Origin of the sequence: Bacteroides graminisolvens DSM 19988 = JCM 15093, from assembly GCF_000428125.1 — a bacterium.
In the GTDB taxonomy this organism is placed as follows: Bacteria; Bacteroidota; Bacteroidia; order Bacteroidales; family Bacteroidaceae; genus Bacteroides; species Bacteroides graminisolvens.
This window is the reverse complement of record NZ_ATZI01000001.1, coordinates 694978-720767: the sequence shown is the minus strand read 5'-3', so window position 1 is coordinate 720767 and position 25790 is coordinate 694978. Positions and strand designations below refer to the sequence as shown.

Genomic DNA, 25790 nt, shown 5'->3' with positions numbered 1-25790 from the left:
ATTTTTTGTTTTGCCTTTCTCTTTTTGTTCCTTACGTCGCTTTTTTTGTCTGTGTTTTCTTTGTTTTGTTGTTGGCTATATTCTTTGTTGTCTATATTTGGACTTTGTCTTTGGTTGGTTTTTTGTCTCTTGCCGCTGCTTTTTTTTTGTTCGCCGTGATTGTAAGCGAGCGTGGCTATGTCCCTTCCGGTCTTACGGGTGTGTTCTTTGTGATTTTAGTTTTTCTGTTGTTTTCTTGTTTGCTGATTGGTTAATTCCCTATTTTCTCGCTCGGCTTGGTGCTCCTCTGATTTTTCGTTAATAACTTCCGTTTTCTTTTCGTTATTGTTGTCGCTCTGTTCTTTTTGTTTTTTGGCTTTTGTGGTTTCTGTGTCTTTTTTGTGTGGTTCATTGTTTTGTCTTTCTTCTTTGGCCTTTTGAAGTCCTGTTTCTTTTTGGTCCTCTTCTTGCTTGGCGCAGTATTGACCCAGTTGGTATTTGTATATATTTTTCTTTTTATTTATCCTCGTGTTTTTCATTCTTGTTCTGTGTTTGTGTATTGTCTTTCGTGTTGTAGGATTCATTTTTTTTTTCTGTAGTGTCATCTTTTCGTGCATTAATCATTTTTTTGAATGATCGTATTATTTTTTGCCGTTTGCGGTTTGATGGGCTTGCGCCTATCTTCTTCATCTTTTCTGCGAAGTTGCAGGCTAGTAGGTTTTTTCGGTTTGTTTAGTATCTACGTAATTTTTTTTTTTTTGTTTTTCAAATTGCTTTCATCTGTGCTGTTTCTTGTTCCTCTTTTATTTTCTTTCCCCCTTTTGTTTTCGTTTTTCACGCCTTAGCTGCTTGTTGGTTCTTTTCTCTTTTTTGATCCTGCTTGCGATTGACTCGGTTTCCCGTTTGATCTCCTGGTTTGGCTCGTGCGCTTCTGGTTCATGGTTGCGCGGTTACCTTTCTCGTTCTTTTTTTCCTTTCTTTGTTTCGCGTGACTTTTGGGGCTGCTGTTTTCTTGTGGCTTTGGGCCTGCGTGGTGGCATTTTTCCGCGTCTGGGTTTGGTTGTGGGTTTGTTCCGTGCTGCGCGGGTGTTTGACCGGCTTCTTTTGCTGAGGTACCTGTTGTCTTTTGTCAGGGTTATTTGGTTCTCGCATCTCTTGTTTGTTGGCTTTTGTTTCGTTCATCTCGTTTTTTCTTGTCTCTTCTCTTGTTTTTTGTCGAATGTTTGTTCTTCTTTTTCCATTTTCTTTTGTTTTAGCTTGAGCCTTGTTTCGCGGTCCGCATGCGATTTTTTGCTTTTCTTGTATTTTTGCGGCTATTTGTCAGCACTGCTCTTTTCTTCGTGGCTTTGCGACCGGGTGCTATGCTGTGTACGTTTGTTTTCGTGTGGTTTTGTTTTTCCGTCGTTTTTTTGTCTCTTTCTCCTATTGTTTGTTTGATTACTTTTCTTTTTTTTGTTTGATCGCCTTTCATTAGTTCTTTTTCATTCACCCACCCTGGCTGCTCTTTGTATTTTGGGTAATGTGGTGTACGTTGCGGCTTTTGGGTCTCTAGTTTGCCATGTCTTCATCATTCGTTGCCGTGCTTTTGGCGTGTGCGGTGTGGCAGTCGGGCTGGTTTGTTTTACTTGGTTTGGGTTGGTTGTATTGGCCGTTAGGCCTCGCGGGTATCCCGGTTTTTTTCTTTCGGCAGCTGTTGTTTCTATTCGGCGGCTACGTCGTAGCGTTTCGGCTGCGGCTGCTTGCCTACGTTTTTTTCGGTTGGATCGTCTTGTTTGGTTTGGTATTCTTCCTGTTGTTTTAGCGACAGGCCATTTCTGCCTTGTTCTTGTTCGGTTAGGCTTTTTTTCCCTTCTGTGTTGAAGCTATTGACCGTTTTGTCTTGTTCCTGGTCGCGTTTCTTGTTTGCCTCATAGAGGGGCTGCTGGATGTTTCTCTTTTTTGTTATCTGCTCTTGTTTTGCCTGTCATGGACGGCGTTTTTGCTTTTCTTTCTTTTGGAGGTCGTTCCTCTATTTTTTTGTGTTTTGCTCCGGTGTGTTCTGTTTCACTTTGTGGATGATGCGCGGTTTTTGGTGGTGGCGGGCCTTTTGTTCCACAATGCTGGATTCGGTTTTGTTTCCCGATTGCTGTTGGTGTTTTGCTGTTTATTCCTGTTTTTGCTCATTCCGTTTCATCGGTTCTTCAATCGTTTCCGCTTTTATTGTTCGTTGGATGTTAGGCCATGGGTTTGTTTTGGTCCTTTTATAATTAGGTGTGTTTGTGCGGTTGACTTTACTGATCTGTTCCTTTTTTCTTGGTGTTGCGAGGGTGCTGTTGGCTTGTTTGCTTCTGTTTTAGCCTGTTTTCTGTTGTGTGGCTTTTTGGTGCGTTTTGTTTAGTTGGATTCGGTTGCCTGCGTTGGTTTCCTTTTTTTGCTTGTGGTTTTTTGTTTATTCGTTGTGGTGTAGCTGTGTTTTCTGTTTTTATTTCTCATTTTGGTGGCCGTCTTTGATTTTTTTGTCAGTTTTTCGGTCGTCTTTTCTCTCAAATGGCGCGTTGAGCTTTTTCTCTGTGGTTTTCTTTTCGTCTGCATTCTTTTTTATGCGGCTTTGGGTGTCGTTATGTTTCTTCTTTTCATTGTTGGCTCCGGCTTTAATCTTTCTCACGATGCTTTTGTCCGTTTTGCGGCTTTTCTTCTTTCCCTCATGGGAATAGCTGGACGCGTTGACGTTCTGTATGTGTTCGTGCTTGCTGTGATGCTTCGCTTCCTGGAGTTGTATCTTTATTTGGGCTGGGTAGAGCCAGTGTGAGTATTTTCGTGGTATCTTTTTTCCCTCTTCATTTTTAGAGGGATGCATACGTGTTTCGCTGCTTGTGTAGGATTCCAATGGGGAATCTTTTCTGTTAGTCCGGTTGGTTATTTTTGTTTTCATGCTGTCTTGTTTGCTTTTATTACTTTGGTTTTTAAAGAGGTGCAATGTTTTCTTTCCATTCTGTTTGACCTGTGTCTAAAGAGCCCGATCCCTTATCGGTTAGCGGTCTTTTCTTGTTCCTATTTTTTTTTCAGCGTCTTCTGTGCCTCCGCCGAGTTATGCTTACGCCATGCATTTTGCTTTTGCTCTTTCGTTTTGTGATGGTTACTTGGATCCTCTGCTTGGTTTGGATTTCGGTGAGGTGGGTCTTGTTTGCGTGTAGGTGTTGTTATTTTCTGGAGGTTTGTTTTTCTCTTTTGTTTTTCTTTTTCTTGTTCTTGTTCATCGTGTTTCCCTATGCTTTTATTGTGTGGCGGGTTGTCACGCTGTTGTTCCAATGTTTGCTCTTCCAGGCGCTGCTCTTTTTGTTCTTTTGCTTGCATCATTTGCTTGTGGTCGCCAGCGTTTGGGTGCTTTGCTTTGTTAGTTTGCCGTTGGTTTAGTTCTTTGTGATAGTGAGAGTGCTTCTGGTAATTCGTTGTTTTTTTTTGATTTGGATCGTTCTTTTTAGCCTAGCGATTTCGATTAGCGCTGCTTTTTTTTACTTGCTTTTTTTCTTATTTGTCCGGTTTTATATTTTTGGGCTTATTCGTTTTTGCGTGTCGTTTTGCGTCCCTATGCCATTTGTTTTTTTTTCTTTCCGTTTTTCCTTGGGCTGATTACTCTCCCCCTGTCTGTTCTTTCGTGGTTGGCGTTAAGAGTGTTTTTGGAAATTTCCATGTTGAGGTTTTGCTTATGTTGGGGATGTTTTGTGTTCCTTTTGTGTTAGTGTTCTGGTTAAAAATTGTCGTTTTGCACAATGTAATACTTTTTAATGGTCTGGCTATTTGTATTGGAATTTTATTACGGTTGAGTTGCGTGGGCCTCTTGTGTGCAAATTCGTATGGCGTTGCTGATAGTTGGTTGATGGGGTTCGCTGAGCGTTTCAGGGAGTTTTGCGCTCTGTGCGTTTGAATGTGTCTCGTTCTTGGTGGTGGGTGCCTCTTTCGCGGTCTTTTTTGTGCCCGCAAAGGTTTGGATCGTGTTTAATGCGAGCGGTTGGGTCTGTTTTCCAGTGTTATTTTCCGTTTTGCCTTCAGTTGGGCATTTTGCTGTGCCGGAGTTTTTTGACATGTTCTCAGTGGTGTTCGTTTTGAGCGCCTTGGAGAATTTTACTGCCGATGGACAGCCATTGATTGTTTGGAAAATTGCTTCTTCGTAATTGTTTGGGCAGGTACCTGAAGTGCTTTTTTCATTTCTTGTCCCGTTTCGTCTCTTCGCTGCTTTGGCATTGTTGCCTTGGTTTTGTTTCAGGTCTTCCGGTTAGTCGTTCTCTATACTGGTTTGCGCGAGATAGGGACTTGTGCGACCATTTTCGCCTTGATCTCTTTCGATTGACTTTATCTCTTTTGATTGAATTTTCTGGGCTTGATTGCTCCCTTTTTGTGTCCAGCTTAGACCTTGCCTATTGTTTTTTTCGAGTTGGCCGCTCTTTGCGGTTTTCAAAAGGTTATGGAGGTTGCAGCTATTGTTTCTTTATTGTTTTTTTCACGGCTTACTCTTGGCCATGCGCGGCAGGCTATTTTCTTTTTTTCTAACTTGGGTATTGTTCGGTTGTTTGTGGATTTTTGTTATCTGCTCGTGGTTATTTGCTGTATCTTCGTCTCGCAATTGATTATTGATTTGGGGATTTTGTCTCTGTCTTATTCTCTTTTGCATTTCCGTGCCGGTTTCGCTAGTGCCTGCCTTGTTTTGGGTATCTTTGTAGACTGTTAGTTGGGTATGGTGCGCCTCATCCGTGTGGCTGCCTTCTGGACCTGCGAGGCTTTTTCCCTCACGATCCGCTTATTGGCCAGGTATTTGTTTGTCGCGATTGTATTAGCCCTTTTTTGTTCTTTTTTGGGTCTTCTGCCCGAATTCTTGGGTGCGTTTATCCGTTTGTTTATTCTGCCGCGTACAGAAGCCCGACGCGCTCAGTTGGTGTATCAATGCTTTGGCGGTTGGTGCGTTGTTGAACTTTTTATTCGTTATGCACGTTGGTTTTGTCTTGACGGGCTGGTGCTTGGCTTTGCCGACGGTTTGCTCTACGTCGCCGTTAGGTGTGCGGTTGGTCAACTCCAGATGGTCTACTCCATGTTTATCAAGCATGTTGTATGTATTGTTTTTTTGACGGAGTAGGGGCTGCTGTCCTTATGCTTGTTGGCGGATTTTTCCTTGATAGTATCGTAGGCTGGTATTCGGTAGTGTCCGGTTACGGTCGGTTCGTTTAATGTATTATCTATGTTACTTTGGGTTTGGGGGGTCTCGTTGGTCTTTGCCCTGTTTGTGTTTGGTCTTCTGTACCCGTCTTCTTCGGTGAGTTTTGTCCGTCTTTGATCTGTTTAGTATCTGCGCGGCGTCATTAGTTGATCGGTTGCTTTTCATATTTTTTTGGACAATCGCTCCTATTGGCTGCTTGCTTCTTGCAATGCTTGTTTGTTTTCTGGGTGCATTCTCGGTTGTCCTCCAGGATTTTTTTTTTTTGCTTTTTTGCTTTGGCCGTTTGATGCAGAGTTCGAGTTACCATCTTTTTTTATAAAGCTTATCTTTATCATTAGGAGTGATTTGCTTATCTTTTGTCATTAGTTTGCCTTTTTGATCGTCTTGTTTGTCCTTGTTTTTGATTATTCTGCTTGTTTGTTGGTGTTTTTTCTCCGGTAGGTGTCGCTTTTGTTTTACTTGTTCCTCTTTTCTGCTGTTTTTCGGGTTTTTGCGTTTTCATTTTTTTCCTTCGTATTTTGCCTTTGTCTTGGGTCTGATCCGCTGCTATGTCTTTTTATGATGTATCTTGTATGGTCCTTTGTATCTTTTCTGAGCTGTTTCGGGTATATGGTAATGGTTTTGTTCTTGAGGGATTGGGTTTCTTGGGGTTTGGTCCTTTTTGTATGGTGTTGTTAGAGTTTGGGCATTATTTCCTTGCGCTTTTCTGTGGTTCAGGTCATTGGCTTTACCACCACTTTTCTTTCTGGGATGCTTCGGGCTGTGCAGTGTTGCAAGCCATAGGGGAATGTTCGTTGAGTGAATCTCGTTCTTCTTTTTTTGTATGTCTGCTTTGTTAGTTGTGCGTTTTTCAGTATCTTGTTTCTTCTTATTGAAGGCTTGTTTTGCATCATTTTTGTCTTCTCGTTTTCTTACTTTTTTCTTATTTTGCCTTTGTTTTCGTTGAGCGTGAGGTTATTTATCTTGATTCATTTGCCTTCGAGTTCTTGGTCTGCCTGGCTCTCAATTTGGTCGTCGGTTTTTTCCATCCTGTTGTAGCTGTCTGTATTTCCGTTATTTTATTGCTTTATTTGTTTACTTTAGGTGGATGTTCTTGATCCATTTCCATGCTTTTGGAGTTCAGTGCTGTCGAGTACATTGTGTTTTTGGTTTGCTCTACAGGCGATATCGGGCGTACAGTTTTTCTTGGGGCTCTCCGCATTGTGCTTTCTTAGTTGGTCTGTCTGTACACTTTGTTTATGGCCTCTTGTTACAAGCCATTGGTCATTTGGGGTTTTGCATTCCTGTTTTAGTTTGTCTTCGCCTCTGGTTGATGGTTTCTTTTTTATCCTCGTTCTTCAGGTTATTTCTCTTTGCTGGCTTGTGTCTACTACGCTGTTGTTTCTGTGTTTCTATTCGTTCTTTCTTTATTCGCGCAGGCTTTGCCTTGCTCTTTTTTGCCTGAGAATCTGGTTGATACTTCTGGTAGATTTTTTGCTTTGTGCATTGTTTGTGTTCTTCGTTGACAGTTGCCCGTCAGCGGTTCATTTGCTGTGTGGTTTGCGTCTCTTTTTGTTTTTCCTCTTTTGGCGTCTTCTGCTCGCGCCTATGCTTTACCTTCTTTTCGCGGTTCTGGTTGGTTGCTCCTTGTTTTGTTTGTCTTGTTTTTACCTAAGCCATTTGCTGCGCTTATGATTGCTGTTTATGGAGTTTTCGGCTGGTTTTTTCTGGCCACTCTTTTGGGATTTGTTTGCGCGTTGTTTCGCGACGGCGACGGCTGTATTTTTTCCCGTCTGGTGTGTTGCTTTTCTTTCGATCCCTTGTGTGCCCGTTTTTGTGGTTTGGTAGCTTTCTTTTCTTTTTTCTTTGATTGCTCCGGTGTGTCTTTTTCCTGCGTATGCAATATGGTATAGGTTTGTGTCGTTGGTTTCCGTTGGTCCAGCGTTTTTGGTAGTTCTTTGATTCGTTATTCTGTGCTGTTTGCTGAGATTCATCGTTTCTCGTTTCTGTGTTTATCTCCTTTTTGTGTGGCGTCTTTTCGGGTATTTGGCTCTTTTTTTTTATTTCTTTGTTTTTTTGGTTGCATTCTCCCGTTATGGAGACGTGTTTCATCTGTTTGGGGCCGTCGTTTCTTTTGTGATTAATCCGGGTGAGTGCGGGTTTATTTTTCTCTTCCCTTTTCTCGCTGTTTTCTGTTGTTTGTTTCGGCTCGTCTGCCGCTTCAGTGTTCTTGATATTGTTCTGAGTCCGGCTCGCAGCGGTATCTCCATTGCTTCTCTTGTATTTATCAGCTTGTTTCTTGCGAGCTTCCTTTTGCTGCTGCGTAGTTTTTCCCTTGGGGCGCGTTGTGATGCTACCGGTATTGCTTTGGTGCTGATCGTTGTACGACTGGCTCGGTGTTTCCTTTTTTGTTTCCGTGGAATTGTCAGCCGTGGTTTTCGGTGTCTTGGTCGGAGGTTTGTTTTCCATAGTCTGATTCTTCTTTTACTGTGGCATATGTTCTCCTTTGTTTAGTCGTTCTTTTATTTTTGCGTGAGTTATTTTACTTCCTACATTGTTTTTTCTTTTGGGTGATGCACTCTTTGCTACCGTATATTTTGGTTTGTCTTTCCGTCTCTTATCTCTTTGTTGGTTTGGGTTGTTTTTTTCTTCTTTTCGTTGGCCCGCTTTGTTCTTTTTTTGCGTAGTATTTTTTTCTTGATTTTTTTTTGTCTTTTCTCCCCAGATGGCATGTTTATTGCTTTTTCACTTATTGTTCCGGTTGGGTGAGCCAGTACCTCGGATTTGTGCTGGACTAGAGGTCGTTTGACGGTGCAGACGGATAATTCGGTTATCGTGTGCAACCTGTTTGTGGTCGGCCTGGGTGGCTTATCCGCTGTTCTTTGCTTCCAGTAATATTTTCTTTTGGCTTTTTTCATGATGGAGCGCTTTTTCTCCTTGATTTTCCTGTGTGGGTGGTGATTGTTCATTCTTGGCTTTATCCCCTTTTATTTTTTTGAGGTTTGTTTCGGCGGGAGTATTGCTGCTGGCCTTTGTTGTGTTATGCTTTGGACCATTTGTTGTGGCTTGTGTTTTGGTGTTTTCGTTTTGTTTCGGCATGGGTGTGTTGGGTTTTATGTAGGCCTTTTTTTCGTTAATTATTTCTGTTTTGTTGGCAGGTCTTTTTTTCTTTGTCGTTCTGTTGAATTTATGTTCGGGCTTGTTTCTCGCATAGAAATGAGTCTTTGCTTGTAGGTTTCCGCCGGTTTTCTTGTTATTTTTTGTGTTCTTAGTTACTTTTTGAGAGTAATTGAGCTTTTGTTCTGTTTATGTTTTATATTTATTTTTTGCTAGAGTTTTTTCGTCGCAGCCCTTTGTGTTTTTGTTTTGGCCTTTTTTTTCTACGATTTTTTCCTTACCGGTTTGTTGGCTACACGGTTGGTTGCCGTTTGTTGCATCTTTGGCGTTGCTGGTGAATTTGTTGGGCACCTATTTCTCATTTTTACTGGTTTGGTGGTCCTTCTAGCTCTTAGCTACGTTCTTTTGGTGTTCTTGGTGCTTGAGGTATGGTACGTTGGGGCCTGCGGTGTTTTTGTTTTGCGTATTCCCTTTTGTCTGGGCTTTTTGAATTTGTTTTTCTTTGAGTTCACTTACCGCGTCATAGTCCTTTTTCTGGGATTGGTAGTCGGTAGTCTTTTTTCCCGTGGGTTAGGGGTCCTGTTCCTTATTGGGTTTTGTTGTTATATCTTTGATTTCTTGTTTCATGTTTGTTTGTGTGGCCACGTTATCTGTTTCGCTGCCGTATACATATTATTGCTTGCTAGTAATTCCTCCTTTCTTTTGGTTGAGGTTTGTTTTTTTCTTAATTATTTGATTTCTTTATGCCGTTTTCTTTTTCATTTGTTTTAGCCCAGTTGTTACACTGGGTTTTGTTTCCAATTTATGGCGTGCGTGCTTGCCGTGGCTGTTGTTCTGTTGCTGAGTTGCTTCGGGGCGACAGCCTGTCTTGGGTGATTGCGATCGGTCTTTGCGTGCGTGATCTTACGGCTTTCTTTCTGGTTCTTTACCAGACTCCTTTGTTTGCTGCAGCATCGGCATCCGGTGCGGCGGGTTTCTTTTTTTTGTTTCTTGTGGATGGTTCTGTTGTATTTTTTTCTGTGGCCGTGTGCTTTCATTCGTGTCCTATTTCCTGTGTTTCTTTTCACATTGCGGGTTGCTTTTTTTCGTGGTGTTGGTTTTTCTGTGTTTGATGTTGCGCACCCTTTTCTCTTTTTTACTTTTTGGTGCACTTTTTCTTTTTAGATCCTCCGTCTGACTTTGTCCGATTTCTTTTTTGTGTTTCTTTGTTTGTTTTGTTTGTTCTTTATTCCGAACTTTATGGGCTTTTTGAGGTTTGGTGATGTCGTTTGCCGCTAATTTATGTCTGGCCTTTTTTTGTTTTTTGTTACGCCCTTTTTCGTTTGGATTCTTTTTTTTCGCCGTTTTTTATTTGTGGTGTTGTTGTGTTTGGCTCGTGCCCCTTTTCCGGTCCTTCTTTTCCGCATTTCCTTTGGGCTTTTTTTTTCTTTTTTCCGGGCTCATCTTATTGTGATTAATGCAGTCTTTCTTTTTATCGTTCTTTGGTTTTTTTTGTTTAGGCTGTTTCTGTTCATCGCGTTTTTTTCCTTGTCTTCGGTTGTTAATTCCCTTCCGTAGGTGCGTGGTTTTTCCTTGTTCTTTGAGGTGTTTAGAGGTATGATTCTCTGTCTCGGCATGATTCCCTTGGCTGCGTTTTTCATGCGAGGAGGCTGCTGTCTTTGCCGTCCCCGGGATGTGAGAATTTTGTGTTTTTTTCTTTCCACGCTGCCTGGTTTCTTGTTGATTTGGTCCCGGTTTCTTCATGTGATTACTTTTGTTATCGGGCGTGTCTTTCTTCGTAAGCTTAATCCTTTTTGTTCTGTGGGCGGTCTCTTTCTGTTGATTCTCTGTCGACGGCCCTGCTTTTATATCAGTTGGCTTTTCGTTCTTCTCTTGACTGTTACTGACGGTCGGAGAATCTTCTTCAGTCTTTTTGTGTTCGTTCTTACTCTCGTGTTCCATGAATGTAGTGCTTATCTTGTTACCATCCTCTCCTTTAGAGTTTTCTGCTATGGTAGAGTCCTCTCTATTTTGTTTGTGTCCAGTGTGTACCGGCGTGGTTTCTTTGCTATTGCTATTCGCGTTTTTCTTCCGTCGGTTCCTTTCTATGCGGGCGCGGTCGCCCGCTTTTCCATTCTTCGTTGCTGCTTTATTAGGATTCATTTGCTGGTTCCGTTTATACCCTGTCTCTGCTTCTTGCTTTTTTGTATAGTTCTCCGTATTCTGTCTCTTGCGGTTATCCTTTTGGGGATGGTGTTGCTACCTGGTCATTATCTTAGCCTTTTGAGGTGTCTATTTATTTTTATTTGGTACTTCATTCCCTTCTGTTTGTTTGATCTTTTCGATTTCCGCGCTCTTTCTATACTTCGCATCTTTGTCGTCCTCAATTGTATCAGCGTTGTGTTTCTTTGGTTCTTCGCCACTATCATAATTGTTCCTTTCTTTCTGGCTTTTTTGCATGTCACAGTTCTCAGCCTGAGTTTCCTTTTTTCGATTCTCTTGTTTCCGTCCCTCATGTTTTTTGTTTCCTCCGGGTAGTGGGATATGCGTGTTTTTCTTGCTTAGTTTTACTAGCTGTGGGGAGCGTTTATTTTGTGCTTTTTTCGTCTCTAGCTGTTCTGTCGGCTCAGTTTTTCCTGTTTTGTGTGTCCGACAGTCCTGCGTTTTCTTTTTAAGGACTTCATGTTTTGTCTGTTTTGGATTCTTTTTTTTTCTATTTCGTTGTTTTTTTTGTATGTTTTGTTGTTCAAGTCGTTGTGTGTGTTGTGTTGCTTGTGTTTTGTTTTCCTTCTGTTTTTTTTTTTGCTTTTGAAGTTCTCGATTTTGCTTTTTTTTGGCGCGGAGATATAAATACACTTTTCTTCGCTCTTCGCTCTTTACTTATTCATTCGTTCTTCTCGTTTTCAGTTTTCTTTGTTTCTTGGGGTAAGGTCGTCGGTATTTTTTTCTTTTTCCGTTTAAGGTTTCATTTTTTTCATTTTAAGTTTTCATGTTTTCTGTTTGCCTTTTCTTTCTTCGAGTGTTTTGTTCATCATTTCCATTTGTTTTTCGAATCTTTTGTGGTAGATGTTTACGTTTTTTAGGGATATCTCTGGTTGTTTGCCTTCGTCCATCGTCTCTTTTGGGGTCTCTACCAGTTGTGTTGGCTTTTTGGGTATGTATCTTCTCTTATCTGTGGGCTTGACGGGGAAGTTTTTCATTTTCACTTTTCGGACTGTTGTTTTCTGTGTGGTTATTAGTTTCTTCTGCGTAAGCTCGTGGCTCTTTGCGATTGTTTTGTTCATGGTCGACTTCTCTTTGTTGGTATTTCTCCCGCATTTTATTCGTTTTCTCTTGTGCTTGTTCTTGTGTTGCTTCGCCTTTTTCTTTTGCCTGTCTGTGAGTTTCTTTTTGTGGAGATATTTCCTTTCTAGAATGTTGCTGGGGTTCATTTGGTGGTGCGTTTCGTGCGGTGCGCGTAGTTTCACTGACCGTCCCTTTCCGCTTCCTGATCTTGGCCCTTTCTTTTCCAGGTGCTTTCCCTATCTCGTCATTCTTGGCTCCTTCTTCTTCTGTTTCTTTATTTGCTCTTGTGTTTTGGTCTGCGCCGTTTGCGGGCGTCTGTTTGTTGTATGCTTCTTCAGCGACTTGGGTTCTTGTATTTTCTTCTTTAGTTGTGCTTCTATGTTTCTCCTCTTTTTTGTCTATGGTTTATCGTCTATGATTTTTTTTTTTGCTTTTTTTTTCTTTAGATGTTCTTTTTTCTCCTTCAGCTTTCTCTTTCCTACGTGCTTTACGGAGTTTGTCATTTTTCGTCTGTTGGTGCCCTTCTTCATCGCTTCCGTTCGGGCTGTCTCTGTCAGAATTGGCTTTTCGTTGTGATCTTGGTTTGTTTTTCGCTCCTCGTGTGTTTGCGTGTTTTATGCTCGCAATTTTGTGTTGTTTGCTTGTGCTTTGTTAGTTACTGATTGTTTGATATATAGTTCCTAGTCTTTTTTTATTAATGGGAGCACATTTAGTTGTTTTTTTGCTAGTGTGATCTTCCTTCTCTCTTTGCTATGGCATTGTATGTAGAGGAGGTCTTCCTCTGTCTGTTATCTCTGCTTATTTCCATTTGTTTTTGGATTTTTCGGTAGTTTTATTCATTGCTCCTGTTTTGGTGCACACAACTGTAGTGCTTTGTATAGCGGATTTGTGCGGTTCTTTTGCCGGTTTTCTTTTCCGTGCTTTGGCTTTGGTGTTTTCTGTAATGGTTTTTTGGTTTTCGCCCGTGTCTGCGGTTTTTCCTCTTTTCGTTTCTTGATGCGATATACCTCTGGTCGTATACACCTTGTTGCTTTTGTTTGCACATGTTTTTTTGGGCTTGTTTTAGTTATGTTTTTGGAGCTTGGTTCTTTCGTTTTCTTGTCCGTCATTACTAGGATATTGCCATTTCCGATTTGTTATCCTTATTTTCTTCTCGTTTCTCTTTGGGTTATTGCCTTGGCTCCTGGCATCTCAGGTTTTTTCTTTAGTGTCGGTCTTTTTCTTGTGATTTACTTTATAGGTGTTCGCCTTACCGTGTAATTGAGGGATTTTTTCAAGGAATCTTTTGGTGGTTTCGGTAGTCTGTTTTCTGTTTTGTGCTTTAGTACGGAGACATCCTGCACGTGTTTTTAATGCTGTAGCTTTGCTTTTGTCTTTGCAGGGTATGTTATTGCGCTTTACGGCTTCTTTTCTTTTTTTGCCTTTTCCGCTTAGTTTATCTTTCGTCCCTTGGGCTTTCCTTGTAGGTTATGGCGTACTCGCGCTGATTTTCTTTAAGGCTTTGTTTTGTTATATGTCCTTTATTTCTGTTCGCTCTGTATTTTCACGGACTTCATTAATAATGCTACTGTCCTTCCCACATTTTGTTGCGTGATTTGTCCCGTTTGCCGTTTCAGCTCCTCTCTTTTTGCCCTGTTTAAGTACCTGCCAGAGCTTCTTTCTGGTTTTCACTGTAGTTTTATTCTTATTGATTTTTTATTTTTTCTATTTTTGTTTTTTAAACCGTTTGTTGTTTTCCTCAATGTTTGATTTTTGGCTTATTCAGAACTTAATATATTGTTCTTTTGGTCTTCCCGTCGACCGGTGCACTTTGGCCATTCGGGTCGTTTGCCATGCGTTTTTTTCTTGGTATCTTGTTTTCCTCCAACCCGCCTCTTCTCATTATTCTTGATATTTCCTTTTTTTTTTGGTGCCTATACTATCAAGCTTTTTGAGTTTTGCTAGGGGCTATTTTTGGATTTCGAAATCTATTAGTTGGAATTCTGGCATATATCGTGATTTTTTCATTAAGAGTTTCGTGGGCTCCCATTGCTTGTCACATCCTTTTAATACTGCTAGTCTTCTGGATTTTTGGGTTTACGCTGTGTATCATGATGGCCCCCACCACTCTTCTTTTTGTGCGTAATATCTGTTACAGTTTTTTTGCGTTGCTCGCCTTTGTTGTTTTTATCCTCGTACTTTCCCTTAGCTTTTTTGTTTTTGTTGTGTTAGTTTGTTCTTGACTTTGCAGTTGTCTTCTCATATGTGGAGTTGGATGTTAGCTGTGTGGTCTGCTTAATAACGGCCTGTATTGCTTGTTGGTAGCTGGTCGTTTTTCTTGTCTTTTCTTTTGGCTTGCTGTCATCTTTAGTCTATCCTTCGTGATTGTGTGTATTGCCCTGTATGTTCAACACAACACTGGCTGGTCCATTTCGGAATGATTTCTTGTTTGCGTGATTTCCGATGTGTCAATGTTTTGTGTTAACACTGGAGCAATTGCTTTTTTTTCTTTACCTAAGTTTGCCTTGCTTGTTTCTTTGTTTGTGTTCACTATATTTGTAGGTAAGGGCTTTTTTGCTGTTTGGGTCAATGTCTTTCCTTTTTCTATTTATTCTAGTTTTATTCGGATGGTTACTAAGTTGTCTTCTATCTTTTGTTTCACTATTGATCAGTTTTTCCCTCGCTTGCTGTTTGATTGTGTCTTTTTTCGTGTTGTGCGGTTTCTTTGTTTTTTTGTGGTTCCGGAATGCCTTTGTTATTATTGGTTTCTGTTTGAGGTATATGTATTGGCTTGTGACTGTGTTTTGTTTTGATCTTCTTTTTGATTGTTTGAGGCAATTTCTATTCTTTCTTCTTATGCTATCGCACAACAGGTTTGCCTGGTCGGCTGCTGTTTGGTCTGGAGAGACGTTTTTCCCCTTTTTCTACTCTTTTTTTTCTCTTTTTTTCATTTTGATGTGTTTTCGGTTCATTTGGTTTGCTTGTATCTTCGGGGTTTCGCTTTGCTTTTGCTGCGCTTTTCAGGTTCTTTTTTGCTTCTGCGATTTTACCTTGCATTGGCACGGTTTTCACCCGAATTTTGAGTATTTGTTTTGTTCTTATTCTGCCGCATTTTTCTTCTTTTTTGGTCTTTTCCGGGCGCCCTTGTTGCGGATGTTTCTTCTTTGTTTATTGGTTTTATTCCTCTTTTAGTTCGGTCCTTGTCGGTTTTGTTCTCGCTTCAGTTGTAATCCCTTTCCACCTTTTCGCCTCTTGATTTGAGGAGTTTGAATTTTCTTCCTTCTGCGTTTTTTTTTTTACTTGTTTTGTCGGTCTTTTATTTTCCGGTATTATCTTCATTTCGTTTTTCGAGCTTATGCTTGTGGTCTACTTTTCACGTGTATTTGATGCTAGTTTTGTTTGTCAACTTTGATATTTCTGGGTAAGGTTTTCCTTTTTTATATTTTTCCCCCCTTTCTGTTTAGCGTGAGTTGTCTCGTTGTACTGCGTTTGCGCTGCTTTCTTTTTGTGTTGGTACGTCTTTGGCGTCTTTGCTTTTTCTGCTTCTCGTGCTTGTTCTGGCGCGTTTTTCATGTGTATTTTTGCACGTGCCCGTTGCGTATTGGTCTTTTGTTGGTTTCTTTCTGTTTTTGCTCTTCTGTTATTGCTTTCCAGTCTTCTTCTTGTCGCATGTTGCTCTTTCATTTTTTGTTGCTGAGCCTCCTTTTGTTTCGCGCGGGTTTTTTTTGCAGGGTCGTCCGCCCTTCATTAGTTCAGTACCTTCGGTAGGTATTTCTTATCCTTCTTGCCTTTCTCTTTCGCCTGCTTGTGCGGCTTGTCCTTTACGTAATCTACTTTGCTAGGTGCTTTCTTTTGAGTTAGGTGCAGTTTAGGTCTTGGTTTCTTGTTTTCCGGCTCGTTTGATTTTCTTTCTTTTTTTGGTATTTTGCTCTGATTCTTTTGGATGGCGGATCTCGTGTTGTGTTTAGGTTATTTTTGGATTCTGTGCGTATTTTTTCTATTTTTTTTCGTTCTGTTGTCTTTATTCTTTTCTCTGCTCTTGTCGGTGGCTTTCTGATGTTTAGTTAGGCATGCTGTTGGGTGCCCTGCATCCTGCTGTCTTTTCTTTGTCGCCGCCACAAGACCGACTTGATTTGGTCTCCCAGGCATCTTGCGTTTTGGCTCTGGGTTGATGTTCTCTGGTATTGCGGTTGGTATTTGTTGTTTTTGCTCTTTGGTTATTTTCTGAGATTGCGGCATAGTGTTTATATTGCTCGACGAAATTGTCTTTTTGCTTTTTATCCTCCATTTCTTTTGTTTCTTTTTTCGTTTCATACTGCGTTGTTATTTGTTATTCCGGTGTGAGTTTTTCGCGTTTAGCTGTATCACGCTTTTTAGAATGTTTGATCTTGTTTGCACCCGTAGTCGTATTAGCTCTACGTTGTGCTTTCCTTGGATGTGATTTTTTATGAGCCGCGGACAGGTCCAGTTTATTTCCTTCATCGTTCTTTCTTATTTTGCTGCTTGCCTTCTTGGTTCGCACCTCTTTATTGTGCGTATTTCTCTATATTTTAGTCTTTGGAGTCGGCTCTTCTGCATTCGTTAGGAGCCGTTTTTTTTGATTTTGTTTTTGTTCTTTTGTTTGTGCCTGGCGCGGATGGTTCGTATTTCTATTCTGATTAGTTGCCTGTTTTGAAATCTCTTTCTGGGCATTCTGTCCTGTATTTTCAGCATTCTTTCTTCTTGCTTTGTGTGAACCATCTTTTATTTTTTTCCTTTCTTGGTAGGTGTTCTGTTTATTATGTTTTTCTGTGTTTCCAGTATTCTCTGTTGCATACGTTGTGTCTATCTTTTTTGTTTTAGTTCCTATTTTAGTTTTTTTATCTTTAGACTAATCTGTAGTTGTCTTGTCTTTTTTTTTTGATTGGTCTAGATACTATGGTGCTTTTCCTTTTTCAGTTTTCATTTCTTCTTTTTTACGCATGTCTGTCTCTTGCTTTGTTGCTTTTTTTTTTTAGATTTTATTGTTTCGTTTGCTCCCTGTTTTTTTTACCTTTTTGTCTGGATCTACTTTTTCATTTTTCTACTGTTTCTCTTTATAATTATTTGTGCTATTTTTTTTTTTGTTTTTCTTTATTATTGCTTTTCTCTCTAGTTCCTGACTTTTTTTTTTTATATCATGTATTTTTCTTGGTTTTGTAGATTCGGTTTGTGTAATCGGCTTTGTCTTTTTTTTTAGCCACTCATCTGTTTTTCTCTTTGCATATTGTTTTGTTCTATTTATTGTGCGCCGGGGTGTGTCATAATTCGCCCTCTCTTTCTCTGATTATTCCTTTTCCTTCGTTTTCTTTTTCTTCCCCTTTTATGTTTCTTTTGTTGTTGTTCTCTTGCGATTTTTTTCTACCCTTTTTTTATTTTGATGAGTCTGTGCCGTGGACTAATGACCGTCCGTTTTTCTCTGCTTTCGTTGGTGTTTTTCCTTTCCTTGTGTTCTTTTTGTAGCTTTTTGTTTTATTGTATCGTTCCTTTTGATTTTTTTCTTATGTTTCTCTCTCGTTATTCTCTGAGCCGCGCTTACTTTTTTCCATTCTTTTCATCTGTTTTGTGGTTGCATATTTGAGGGTGCTTCCTTGTGTTAATCCGCACTTTCGTGTTCTTTCTTCTTGTTGTCTTATTGTGTGTGCGCCTTATCTCCTTGCGTTTTCTGGTTCTTTGTGCGTGGCTCCTCTTTCGGTGTTGTTTTTACCGGATTGCTTAGGTCTCCATCCCCCGGTTTATCGATTATTGTGTTCGTTCGGTTTTTTTCTTGCATTTTCACCGCGTGATTCTCGTAGCCTTTCATGGTCTTTATGTTATGTTGTTGCGTTATTTTTTTTTTTTGGTTTGCTTTGGTTTGTTTTTTTTCCTTTGATTTATTGTAGTTTGTGTCTGTCTGCGTGCTTTTGTTACTTGCTTTGCTGCCATCAATTTGGTTTTTTGAAGAGTTCTGTCGATTCTTCGTAACGTTTGCACCTCATTTTGCTGTATTCGTTTAGCTGTTCCTTGTTTTTCTTATTTGTTGCGGTTTGTTCTTCTTGTCCTCTTTTTCCTTTTTTTCCTGTTGATGTTTGGCTGTGATAGTTGTGTTTTTCTTCTTCGTACACGCAGGGGTCGCGTTAGTGCTTTTTGCTCTATCGTTATATGTCGTCTTTCCGCTAGAATGTACGTTTCTTGTTCCATGTTTTTTTCTCAGATGCTTTGGCTTACTTTGCGCGCTGTTCTTTCTTTGATGGGGTAGGTTGCTATTTGTTCCCTGTTTCGTTGGTGTATTAGATTTGGTCTTATGGTTTGTATATGGTACTTTCGGTTCTAGTTTCAGCCTCGTTTTTTGTTGGTCCTCCGCCTTTTCTCGTTTCGTCTATTGGGTTGTTTGAGGGCGCTTCCTTAGTCCTTACTGCTCCTGTTGTGTGGTAGGTGTGTGCTTGTTTCGTTTGTTTGTCGTTTCGGTACCTGATCTTTTATTCTTTTGCCTGCGGTTCTTATTTTTGCATCGTTTGTCCTACCTATCCTCCGGTTTGTTTTTATTGGTTCTGTCTGTTTATGGTATTTTTGGTTTCGAATTTAGTTTTGGTTCTTTCTCAGTTCTTTTTTGTTCTTGCGGGATCGTTTTCATCTTTTCTGCTGCTGCACGATTTCCTGATTCGAGCAGCGCGTGTGTGTGAATTTTTTGTTGTTTTGATGTATTGGTTTTATTTTCCGGTTTTGTATTCTATTGCGTTTTTTGTCAGTTTTGCTACTTTGTCGTGGTATTTTTCCTTCGATGCTTGTTTGGCGTTGGTCTAGCGTTTGTGGCCTCTTTTGCCTCTACTTTTGCTGCTTCCTCTTTAGCCTTCGGCTTGTTCTTTGTTTTCCGCGTTAGGCCCTTCGCTCCCCTTGCCCCGTTCATCGCCTTCGTGGTTGGTTCTTTATGCTTCGTTTTTGTCTTAGTCTCCGCAGTCTTTATCGATGTGCTATTTTGCTGTACTGTTGTTGGTTCGGTAGCCTGTATCGGATGTTTAGTTGTTTTTCTTTTTCCCGTTGTTCGTCGTCGAATTGTTGTAGAGGGTGTGGGAGTTGTGTTTTTGGTTGTTGCCTTTCCATGCGCCGCCTGTTCTTTCACTGGATTTTTCTGATTGTCCCCAGCGGTTTTTTGTGTTTTTTCCGTTTTTGGTAGCGCCGCAGTTGGTGTCATTGTAGGTTTCTTCGCTGTTCCGTAGGCGGTTCCTGCCATTTTTTTAAGGGTTTTTGCTTTTGCCTTATGCACTGCTTTCTGCGTGGGTTTGCTTTTCGCTTTTTTCCTTTTTGTCGCTGTCTCTGTCTTTTTGCGGATTTTAGCTGATGATTTTGTGTTTGCTCAGGTCTACTTTTCCTGTCTGTCCGTCTTGGTATGTGCTGTAGTGCGTTTTGGTAACATTGTTGCTCCTCCTGGTTGCCGCTTGTTTTTCTTCGGTATTTCGTTCCTTTTCTGTCTCTGCGTTTGCTCCGTCTCCGGCGCTCTGTGTATCGGTCGGGATGTTCGTTACCGTATTAGTTTTGTTTTCGTTGTTTTTTTCTTCAGTTTATTTTATAGGATTACTTAATTTCTTTGCCTGTCTGGATGTGTGTATTTCGATGTTTCCTGTGGAAGTTTTATTGTGCTTTACCGTATTTTTGATCTTGGCTTATTTTGGCACTGGTATGGTTATGGTTCGTTTAGGCTGTTCGATCACTTCTGTATATGTGTCATTCAGTTTGCAGGTTCGTCTCCGTGTTTCTTCGTGCTTGTTTTTGACTTTATTTTTTAGGTATACGTTTTCATTATTCACTTTTATGCCTTTTGGTATTGTTATTTTTAGCACATTGCCTGTTTTTTCATATTCTTTGGCACCTTCGGGTTTTTTGATATCGGTGCCTTTCTTTGTATCAGTTTGTTATATTTCGGGTTCTGTTTCTGTTATGGTCTTGTTGGTCCGGTGTTTTACTCTCCTATTGGTGTTTTTCTGTTTAACGGCTTTAGGCCTTGTGTCTTTGTCCTTTTTCGGTTCGGGTGTATTATCATGGCTGCATCCCGGGATTGTTTGCATTTTTACGTTTCTCATTTGACTCAGTTTTTGTTTCTTCTGTTTTGTTTTCCTAGTGGTGTTTTTTTTTTGGTGTTACCTGTTCCCCTTTTTGTGCGTCTTATTCCCGTTTTTGGCACTCATCTGTGCCTTTTTCATAGGGATATCTTGGTTTTTTTTTTTATTGACCGTGTTTTTGTTGTTGATGGTGCGTTTTGCGGTTTTTTCGGGGTTTCTCTTGTTCCTTTTGTTGGCGTGTTCACCGGCTCTTGCCAGGTTGTTGATTCGTTCTGATTGTGGTTCTTTTTTTAGGCTGTTTTTAGGGTTCAGCCCTTTGTGTTTTTCTTGTTGTGAGTAGGTCTCCTTCTCGGGCTGAATGTTTAAAGGTACTCCCTATTCGCTTTCTTCGTCGGCAATCATGGGTTTCCTTTTTTTGGGGCGTTTTCGTCCTTCGTTTTTGTGGTTGTTGGTTTTGGTTGTTGGTGCTTTTTTTTGTTGGATTGTTGCTTCTGCAGGCTTGATCATTACGTTCTTGTAGGGTTGTTGGTTCTTGTTGATTGTTGTTTTTCTCCATTTTCTGTTTGTCCGGTGGTGTTTTTTCTGTTCTATCTTGTTTTTTTGGTTTACGTTGTTTCCGTCATGTGTTTTTTTACGAGTTGCGTTGGTTGTGTGCTTTATCTTGTAGTTTTTTTTGTGTTTGTCAGTGCCTTGTGGTCTGGTTATTTTGGGTTCGCGGCTTTGGTCAGTCTTATGTGATTGTTTCTTGTCCTCCTTCTTGTTTGAGGGGTCCAGGTGGGGTTTTTCGTTGGCGTGTTTCCTGACTGCGTTCTCTTGGTTCTGGCTCGGTTTTTTGAAGTCGCCATCACTGTCTGTCGCTTGCGTCTTGTTGGGTTGAATTTGGCGGTAGGCGTTGTTCCAGTTGTCGTTGTTGTTATGGTGGTTCATGTATTCTTGCATTTCTTTGGGGTGTTGTATCCGTTTTTTTTTTTTTGGTTTCGGGTGGAAGTTGTTGTGGGTGTCGGTTTGTGGCCCGTTTTCGTCTGCCGCCCTGATGGTCTTGTGCGTGTATTGCACTCGTTTCTTGTTGTGTTGTTTGTTGGTTCTTTTGCCTTCGTGGTTGTCTGCCTTTTCCTTCTGATTGGTTTTGTGCTGGTTGGTGTTTGCCTGATGGGCCGCTTCTGCGTCTTTGTTGGGTTGATCTTTGTGTTCCTTTTTTTCGGGCGTGTTTTGGTCATTCAGCGGGAACTCGTCTGGCGTTTGTTGCCGGTCTTCGTCCTTGTTTTTATTCTTGTTTGTGAGATAGTTGTATTCTTGGTGTGCTCATTTGGGTTCGTTGTCCCGGGTGTTTTTCTTGTCCGGTTGTTTCTTTACTTCATGTGCATGTGTACGTAGTTATCTCCTTTCGGCAATTCTTTGGTGTTTGAGTTGCTAGGTGTGTTCTTCCCCTTGTTGTCCTTGTTGCGTGTGTGTGTTGTTGCGTGGTGTTTGGTTGTCGCTTCTGTGCGTTTTGTGTCTGGTTTTCCCTGTTTTGTTGTTCGTACCTTGCTCTGTGTCCAGTGGTTGTTATTCATCTCCGTCTTCTTTACTGTTTCCGCGTTTTTCAGCGTCTTCTGAGCGTTCGTTTTCGTTTTGGTTGGAGACGGATGCGTTGCTGTCTTCGTGGGTTTTTCTTGTTGCGTAAGCGTTTTTGCTTTGGTTTTCTTTTTCTGCGTGGTTTTTTCTTTGTTGGTTGTTGGTGGTTTCCTTGGTTCGTTGATCTTCTGGATGGTTGTTTTCTTTGCCGCCCGTTCGTGCTGGACCTCTTCTTTGTGTTTATTTTTGGTTTTTCGTTCGTCTGTGATTTTTTTGTTCGCTTTCTTCATTTGTGCCGAATTTTTTTTTTTTTTGTTTGGGGTAGCCTTCGTTTTCGTTTTCTGTGTCTTGTTCTGTTCCTTTGTTTTTGTTGTTGGTTCATTCTTTGTGTGCATTTGGTTTTTGGCGGAGGCGGTCTTTTTTGTTCTTGTTGGTCTTTGTTTTTGGACCGTTGTTTCGGCGGTGTTTATTTGGTGGCTTCCTTCCTGAACTTTTTTGAATGTACTCATTGTCTCGTCGCTTTTTGTTTTTTGTTTTGTTGCTTGGCTCTGGAGTGATTGTTTTTTTGGTGTTGGTTGTTGGTTGTTTCTTGCTTTGTTGTTTCCCTTTGTTCAGGATGCTGCTGTTGTGTTTACTCCTACTGTCTTTTTCTTTCTTTTTGTTTTTGCTTTTGTTTATTCCGTTATTTTTTTTCGTGTATTTGTTGTGGTCTAATTTCTTTTTTTCCAGGTGGCTGTTTTGCGGTTAGGTGTTGTCTGGTTTGGTCTCATGTGTCTCTTGTTGTTTTTTCTTGTTGTTTTTGCCTTTGTGGTGCAGGTGGCGCCTGCGGTTCCGGCCTGTTCTGTTCCCTTCCTTGGTTGCGTGTTTTTCACTCTCTTTGTGTTGTTTGATGATGGCGTCTGGTACGTGGTTCATTTGTGAGCGATTTTCGTTTCGTCTTGCGTTTTTTCTTCTGTTGCCTCCGACCTTCCCATTGGCTGCTTTTGTTGTGTGCCGTTTTGTCCTTTCGTTCCGGTACGTGTGTATTTTGGCCTTGCGGTCATTCTTCATTCCTACTGTTGTTTGCTTACTCTCGTCGCGCTTCAGTTCCCGGCTCGGGTTTTTCCTTTGTCCCGGCTTGCTCGATTGGCTGCTTCGTTTGCCCTTCTTTTCTTTTCTTGCCATCTGTCTCTAGCTTTTTGTTTTCTTTTTGTTTATGGTGTGGCTTGATGGGTTTCTTTATTTTTTGATGCTTGAGCAGTCTAGGCGCTGTTTGTTTTTTGTGGTTGTTTCTCATTTGATGTTCTTTTTGCCCCTTTGTTTCGGTTTGGGTCCTGTCTTCCGGATTTTGTCGCGGTTTGTTCCGTCCATGTCGTTTTCCGTTGTGTTTGTTTGTTCTCGTGTTTCTTTCTCACCTTCGTTGGGTCGGTCAGTGTTTTTTCGTGCCATTTTTGATCTTTGGTGGTTGCTGGTTTTGTTCTTTGTTCCTCGGCCTTTGAGGTCGTCTCTCGATGTGGGGCTGTTTCTTTCCTTTTCTCGGTTTCGGCGCCGTCCCGTTGTGTCGGAAGGGGATGTGTCTTGTTGGTTCTTCTTGCCTTTCGGTGGCTTCCCGTTGTTTTGTTCTTTTCTGGCGAGCTGATATTTGTCCTTGTTTGTATAATTGGTTTTTCCGGAGCAAGAACCTCTTGAGTCACCTTCGGCTGAGCTGTTTGCTTGGGTTGTACCGGAACCGGCTTTTGGCCTGCTGTTTTTTGTGGTGTGGCTGGTATTTTCTTCTTTATTTGTTGCGCCATTGCTTTCGTGTTCGCGTTTCTCTTGCGTATGGTCCGTGGTGTCACGTCTTTGTTTGGCGATTTCGGGTTTGTCTGTATGGTTTGTATTCGATATTTCTTTTGTTTTGTGTTGTTTTTTGTCTTCTTCGGTATTGTTTTCATTTGTTTTTTTTCTTTGGGTGATGGGGTAGGTGTAGATGTGTTTTGTTTTTTGTTCTTTTTCCGCTCCGAAGGTTGTTCTTTTTTTGGCTCCTTTTAAGGGATTTTGATTTGTTTCTGTTTTCGGAAGCTTAGGTCCGTGAGTCTAGCGTTTGTGGGAGTTTTGATGTAGTCTTGGGCTGGGTTTTTTGCGGTCAGGGTGTCGACCTCCTGGGCCGGTTTATTCTCGCTTGGTATGCTAAACCGGGGGTTGAGGTTTTCATTGCGGTCCTTTCTGTGGGCTTCTGGGCGGTGCCTGTGGTTTCGCATTACGGTTCTGGGTTTGCTTTTCTCCTGTTTTCTTGTTTTTCCCGTTTTGTTTTTTTTCCTTGTTCATTCGGTGTTGTGGGCGTTGACGGTGGCTGTTTTTTTTGCTACGTATTTTTTTATGTTTGCCCTGTGTTGGGCAAGAAGGTCGTTTTTGTGATCCTTTGCTTACTTGTCCTTTGTTTTGCTGGTTAATCTTTGTGCGGGTTGTTTGGTCTTTGTGGTCTTTCTGGGGAGGTGTCTCAGTTTTGTGGGATTTGCGTTATTTGGGGATGGTTTTGTTGTTTCTTTGAGGGTACCGTTTTGCGTGGTAACCCGGTTTTTCTTTGTGACCCCGTGGATTGGTATTGGGTTTGTGGCCTTTGTTTTCGTCGGGCTGTCGCATGGGATGAGCATATTCTTTTGCCTTTCGTACTTTGCTCTTGTTGGTATTCATGTTCGCGGGTTTCGTAGTGTTGGTGTTGATCTTTGTCTTCCTTTTTTTCCTTTTGTTGTTGGTGGTGCTGCTGAGCGGGTTTGTGGTGCGGTTCTTCTTTGTTTGGGTCGTTGCTTCGTTGTTCTATCCCTTGGTTGATTTCTTTTCATTTCCGTTCAGTTTGTGCATCCGCGTTTTGTTCGTTTTTGCTTCATTTGTCTCTATAGGTTCCTTGTTGTTCGGTGTTGCCTTCCTGCTGGTTCGTCCTGTGGTGTTTGCGTTTGGCTTCGTGTCGGCTGTGCTGTTGATGTCCTTTACTGGTGCTTTGAATGCTTTCATTGTATTTTTTTCCTTTTGTTTGTTCATTTGATCGATTCTTGCTGCGGATGTCGTTCCGGTCCTGTTTGGTTTGGGTTGCGTGGTGTAGCTTGTTACTACCATTTTGTGTAAGCTCTGGGCTTTTTTTTCTGATTCGATCTTTTTTGTGTTTTTGCTCTTTGCGTTGTTTGTTTTGCTGCTTTTTTTTGTGTTGGTTCTTTTCGCCTCTTGGTTTATAGCTGACGTTTGTTTTCCCTTGTTGTCGGTAATCTTCCGGTTGTTCGTGGGGTTTTTTTTCATTGCCGTTGCACCAGTGATGGGTTCTTCTTTCGTTTTAGAGGCCTTTTTGGCATTTTGTGTCGGCCTTTTGTTCTGTATCGGTTTTCTGCTGATAGCTTTCCGTGTGGCTATTGGTTTTTTTTTCTTGCTTTGTGTATTTTAGCTTTTTCTTTATCTTGAGTTTCTTGGTTTCCTTCCCGCTCTTTTCTTTGCCATTTTGTATTGTGGTGCGGTTGTAGCACAGTTTTGGGTGTTCTTGGTTCTGGGGTTAGTTTTTTTCGGCGTTTTGCTTTTCCTTGGATTCGGTTTGTTGGTTCGGTGGTTCCTGTTAAGGGTTGCCGGATTAATTTGCGCCGTCTTCTTCTTATGTTTTTCCATTTGGTTATGTTTTTTGGGGTTGCTCGGTATTCTGTTTTTGCTCCCCATAGTGGGTTTTGTCCTTTGGTATTGTCGTGGTTATATTCTTTGACGTGTATAAGAAATTTTTTCACTTATGGGATTCTTTGTTCATGTTCATTTATTTGTTTATCCTTTAATGTTAATGTTGTTTTTCTGCGTCAAATTCTTTCATTTAAAAGCAAATTCCCTGTTTTTTTTCCCGGTTAAGGGGCATAGCTGTTTGATTGGCTAGCTCTGTAGTTAGCGCATAAGACTTTTCATTTTTGTTTCTTTGGTTCGTTCCTTTGGCGGTTCATTGAAGGCAGTGATTTCTTTTTTGCGCTCCTTTTTTTTTTTTTCTTTACTTTTACTTGTTTTTGTCTTCTACTTTTTTTAGTTCAGGCACTTTCATTTTTTTGCATTGGCTTATGCCAGCGGTCATTTTATTTCTCTCTCTTTTTTTTTCAATCTTATATGTTGTTCCTTTTTGTTTTAATGTTTCTGCTTTTTTGTTTTTTGTATTGGTCAGAACTATTGCAGTCCGCCCTCAATTTTTAAGTCTTATAGTGGAGTTTGTTATTAACCTGGATAGGGAATTGTGCCGTTTTAGTTCTTAAGAGAATATTTTTTTCGTGCTCTTTAGGTTATTTGCCGTCTTTCGTTTGTACGATTCTGCTTCTTTTGTTTTTTATTGCAAGGAGGGGTTTGCATTTGTCATCCCCATAGATTTATGTTCCCGCATAGATGATAGCCTGTTTGATATGGCCGGTCTCTTGGGCTTAGTTGTTATGTGCGTAGGTGGAATTGGCATGTTAAGTTTTTTTCATGTGTTTCTCCTGGCAGGCTACCTTCCTTCTTCTTATTTGCATTTCGATGGCGTACTGTTTTGTTTGTTGGCCTCTTATGCCTTTACTTCTCTATTGGAAGCATTATATATTGTGTACGGTGATTTTTACTGTGTTTTTTTTTTTTTGGTCCATAATATTGCTGGCTTGTTTTTTTTCGTTATCCGATTGGTTCGGTAGAATGTTCATGTTGTTTTTACTGGTTCTATTGCTCTGCTTTTAAGT

24 protein-coding genes and 1 pseudogene are annotated in these 25790 nt (G+C 40.8%); 1 reads left to right on the top strand and 24 read right to left on the bottom strand.

Annotation, left to right across the window (positions count from 1 at the left end; genetic code table 11):
* Positions 1-215: 215 nt before the first annotated feature.
* The 8 genes from C511_RS16095 to C511_RS17735 all read right to left on the bottom strand — a co-directional run bounded on the left by C511_RS16095 (position 216) and on the right by C511_RS17735 (position 5669).
* On the bottom strand, positions 216-584 hold the full coding sequence (locus C511_RS16095; RefSeq protein WP_154657469.1) for a hypothetical protein: 369 nt from the start codon (positions 582-584) through the stop codon (positions 216-218).
* A 331-nt stretch (positions 585-915) separates the two neighbouring features.
* Positions 916-1161, bottom strand: a complete 246-nt coding sequence (locus C511_RS0103055; RefSeq protein ID WP_027317799.1) for a hypothetical protein — start codon at positions 1159-1161, stop codon at positions 916-918.
* Positions 1162-1231: 70 nt separating this feature from the next.
* A complete protein-coding gene (locus tag C511_RS0103050; RefSeq protein ID WP_034781334.1) occupies positions 1232-1450 on the bottom strand; it encodes a hypothetical protein in 219 nt (72 codons plus the stop codon).
* 990 nt (positions 1451-2440) lie between these two features.
* Entirely contained in the window at positions 2441-2890 is a 450-nt protein-coding gene (locus C511_RS0103040) for a hypothetical protein (RefSeq protein WP_027317796.1), read from the bottom strand.
* Between the two features lie 119 nt (positions 2891-3009).
* Entirely contained in the window at positions 3010-3315 is a 306-nt protein-coding gene (locus C511_RS0103035) for a hypothetical protein (protein ID WP_034781329.1), read from the bottom strand.
* 1471 nt (positions 3316-4786) lie between these two features.
* A complete protein-coding gene (locus C511_RS18160) occupies positions 4787-5056 on the bottom strand; it encodes a hypothetical protein (protein ID WP_154657468.1) in 270 nt (89 codons plus the stop codon).
* 296 nt (positions 5057-5352) lie between these two features.
* Positions 5353-5502 carry a hypothetical protein gene (locus C511_RS17740; protein WP_154657467.1) on the bottom strand — a complete coding sequence of 50 codons (150 nt, stop codon included), beginning with the start codon at positions 5500-5502 and terminating at the stop codon, positions 5353-5355.
* A 14-nt stretch (positions 5503-5516) separates the two neighbouring features.
* Positions 5517-5669, bottom strand: a complete 153-nt coding sequence (locus C511_RS17735) for a hypothetical protein (RefSeq protein WP_154657466.1) — start codon at positions 5667-5669, stop codon at positions 5517-5519.
* Positions 5670-6699: 1030 nt separating this feature from the next.
* On the opposite strand from C511_RS17735, the gene C511_RS18520 reads away from it, so the two are divergent.
* Positions 6700-7059, top strand: a complete 360-nt coding sequence (locus tag C511_RS18520; protein ID WP_394356828.1) for a pectate lyase — start codon at positions 6700-6702, stop codon at positions 7057-7059.
* A 672-nt stretch (positions 7060-7731) separates the two neighbouring features.
* Here the strand turns inward: C511_RS18520 and C511_RS17725 are convergent.
* The 16 genes and pseudogenes from C511_RS17725 to C511_RS0102875 all read right to left on the bottom strand — a co-directional run bounded on the left by C511_RS17725 (position 7732) and on the right by C511_RS0102875 (position 24833).
* The gene (locus C511_RS17725) at positions 7732-8064 is read right to left on the bottom strand and encodes a hypothetical protein (protein WP_154657464.1); all 333 of its coding nucleotides are present in this window, start codon (positions 8062-8064) and stop codon (positions 7732-7734) included.
* The gene (locus C511_RS0102995; RefSeq protein ID WP_027317789.1) at positions 8015-8245 is read right to left on the bottom strand and encodes a hypothetical protein; all 231 of its coding nucleotides are present in this window, start codon (positions 8243-8245) and stop codon (positions 8015-8017) included. Before C511_RS0102995 ends, C511_RS17725 begins: the two co-directional genes overlap by 50 nt.
* A 1365-nt stretch (positions 8246-9610) precedes the next feature.
* Positions 9611-11098 (bottom strand): annotated as a pseudogene (locus C511_RS18515) (DUF4954 family protein).
* Between the two features lie 131 nt (positions 11099-11229).
* Positions 11230-11709 carry a P-loop NTPase family protein gene (locus C511_RS17140; protein ID WP_154657463.1) on the bottom strand — a complete coding sequence of 160 codons (480 nt, stop codon included), beginning with the start codon at positions 11707-11709 and terminating at the stop codon, positions 11230-11232.
* Between the two features lie 2656 nt (positions 11710-14365).
* The gene (locus C511_RS0102955) at positions 14366-14563 is read right to left on the bottom strand and encodes a hypothetical protein (RefSeq protein WP_027317783.1); all 198 of its coding nucleotides are present in this window, start codon (positions 14561-14563) and stop codon (positions 14366-14368) included.
* Positions 14564-14908: 345 nt separating this feature from the next.
* The gene (locus C511_RS0102950) at positions 14909-15190 is read right to left on the bottom strand and encodes a hypothetical protein (protein WP_027317782.1); all 282 of its coding nucleotides are present in this window, start codon (positions 15188-15190) and stop codon (positions 14909-14911) included.
* A 285-nt stretch (positions 15191-15475) separates the two neighbouring features.
* Positions 15476-15820 carry a hypothetical protein gene (locus C511_RS0102945; protein WP_027317781.1) on the bottom strand — a complete coding sequence of 115 codons (345 nt, stop codon included), beginning with the start codon at positions 15818-15820 and terminating at the stop codon, positions 15476-15478.
* A 1628-nt stretch (positions 15821-17448) separates the two neighbouring features.
* Positions 17449-17628 carry a hypothetical protein gene (locus tag C511_RS0102930; protein WP_027317780.1) on the bottom strand — a complete coding sequence of 60 codons (180 nt, stop codon included), beginning with the start codon at positions 17626-17628 and terminating at the stop codon, positions 17449-17451.
* A 629-nt stretch (positions 17629-18257) separates the two neighbouring features.
* A complete protein-coding gene (locus tag C511_RS18235) occupies positions 18258-18734 on the bottom strand; it encodes a hypothetical protein (protein WP_027317779.1) in 477 nt (158 codons plus the stop codon).
* Between the two features lie 1201 nt (positions 18735-19935).
* Complete coding sequence (locus tag C511_RS0102910) at positions 19936-20499, bottom strand: hypothetical protein (RefSeq protein ID WP_154657461.1); 564 nt, start codon at positions 20497-20499, stop codon at positions 19936-19938.
* A gap of 410 nt (positions 20500-20909) precedes the next feature.
* Positions 20910-21404 (bottom strand): hypothetical protein, encoded by a 495-nt coding sequence (locus C511_RS0102905; RefSeq protein ID WP_154657460.1) that lies wholly within the window; start codon positions 21402-21404, stop codon positions 20910-20912.
* Between the two features lie 454 nt (positions 21405-21858).
* Positions 21859-22278, bottom strand: a complete 420-nt coding sequence (locus tag C511_RS16075) for a hypothetical protein (RefSeq protein WP_027317774.1) — start codon at positions 22276-22278, stop codon at positions 21859-21861.
* Positions 22279-22355: 77 nt separating this feature from the next.
* Entirely contained in the window at positions 22356-23027 is a 672-nt protein-coding gene (locus C511_RS0102895) for a hypothetical protein (protein ID WP_027317773.1), read from the bottom strand.
* Positions 23028-23592: 565 nt separating this feature from the next.
* Complete coding sequence (locus tag C511_RS17710; protein ID WP_154657459.1) at positions 23593-23766, bottom strand: hypothetical protein; 174 nt, start codon at positions 23764-23766, stop codon at positions 23593-23595.
* Positions 23767-23889: 123 nt separating this feature from the next.
* Positions 23890-24084 carry a hypothetical protein gene (locus C511_RS18155; RefSeq protein ID WP_211227681.1) on the bottom strand — a complete coding sequence of 65 codons (195 nt, stop codon included), beginning with the start codon at positions 24082-24084 and terminating at the stop codon, positions 23890-23892.
* A 386-nt stretch (positions 24085-24470) separates the two neighbouring features.
* On the bottom strand, positions 24471-24833 hold the full coding sequence (locus tag C511_RS0102875; protein ID WP_027317769.1) for a hypothetical protein: 363 nt from the start codon (positions 24831-24833) through the stop codon (positions 24471-24473).
* Positions 24834-25790 lie beyond the last annotated feature (957 nt).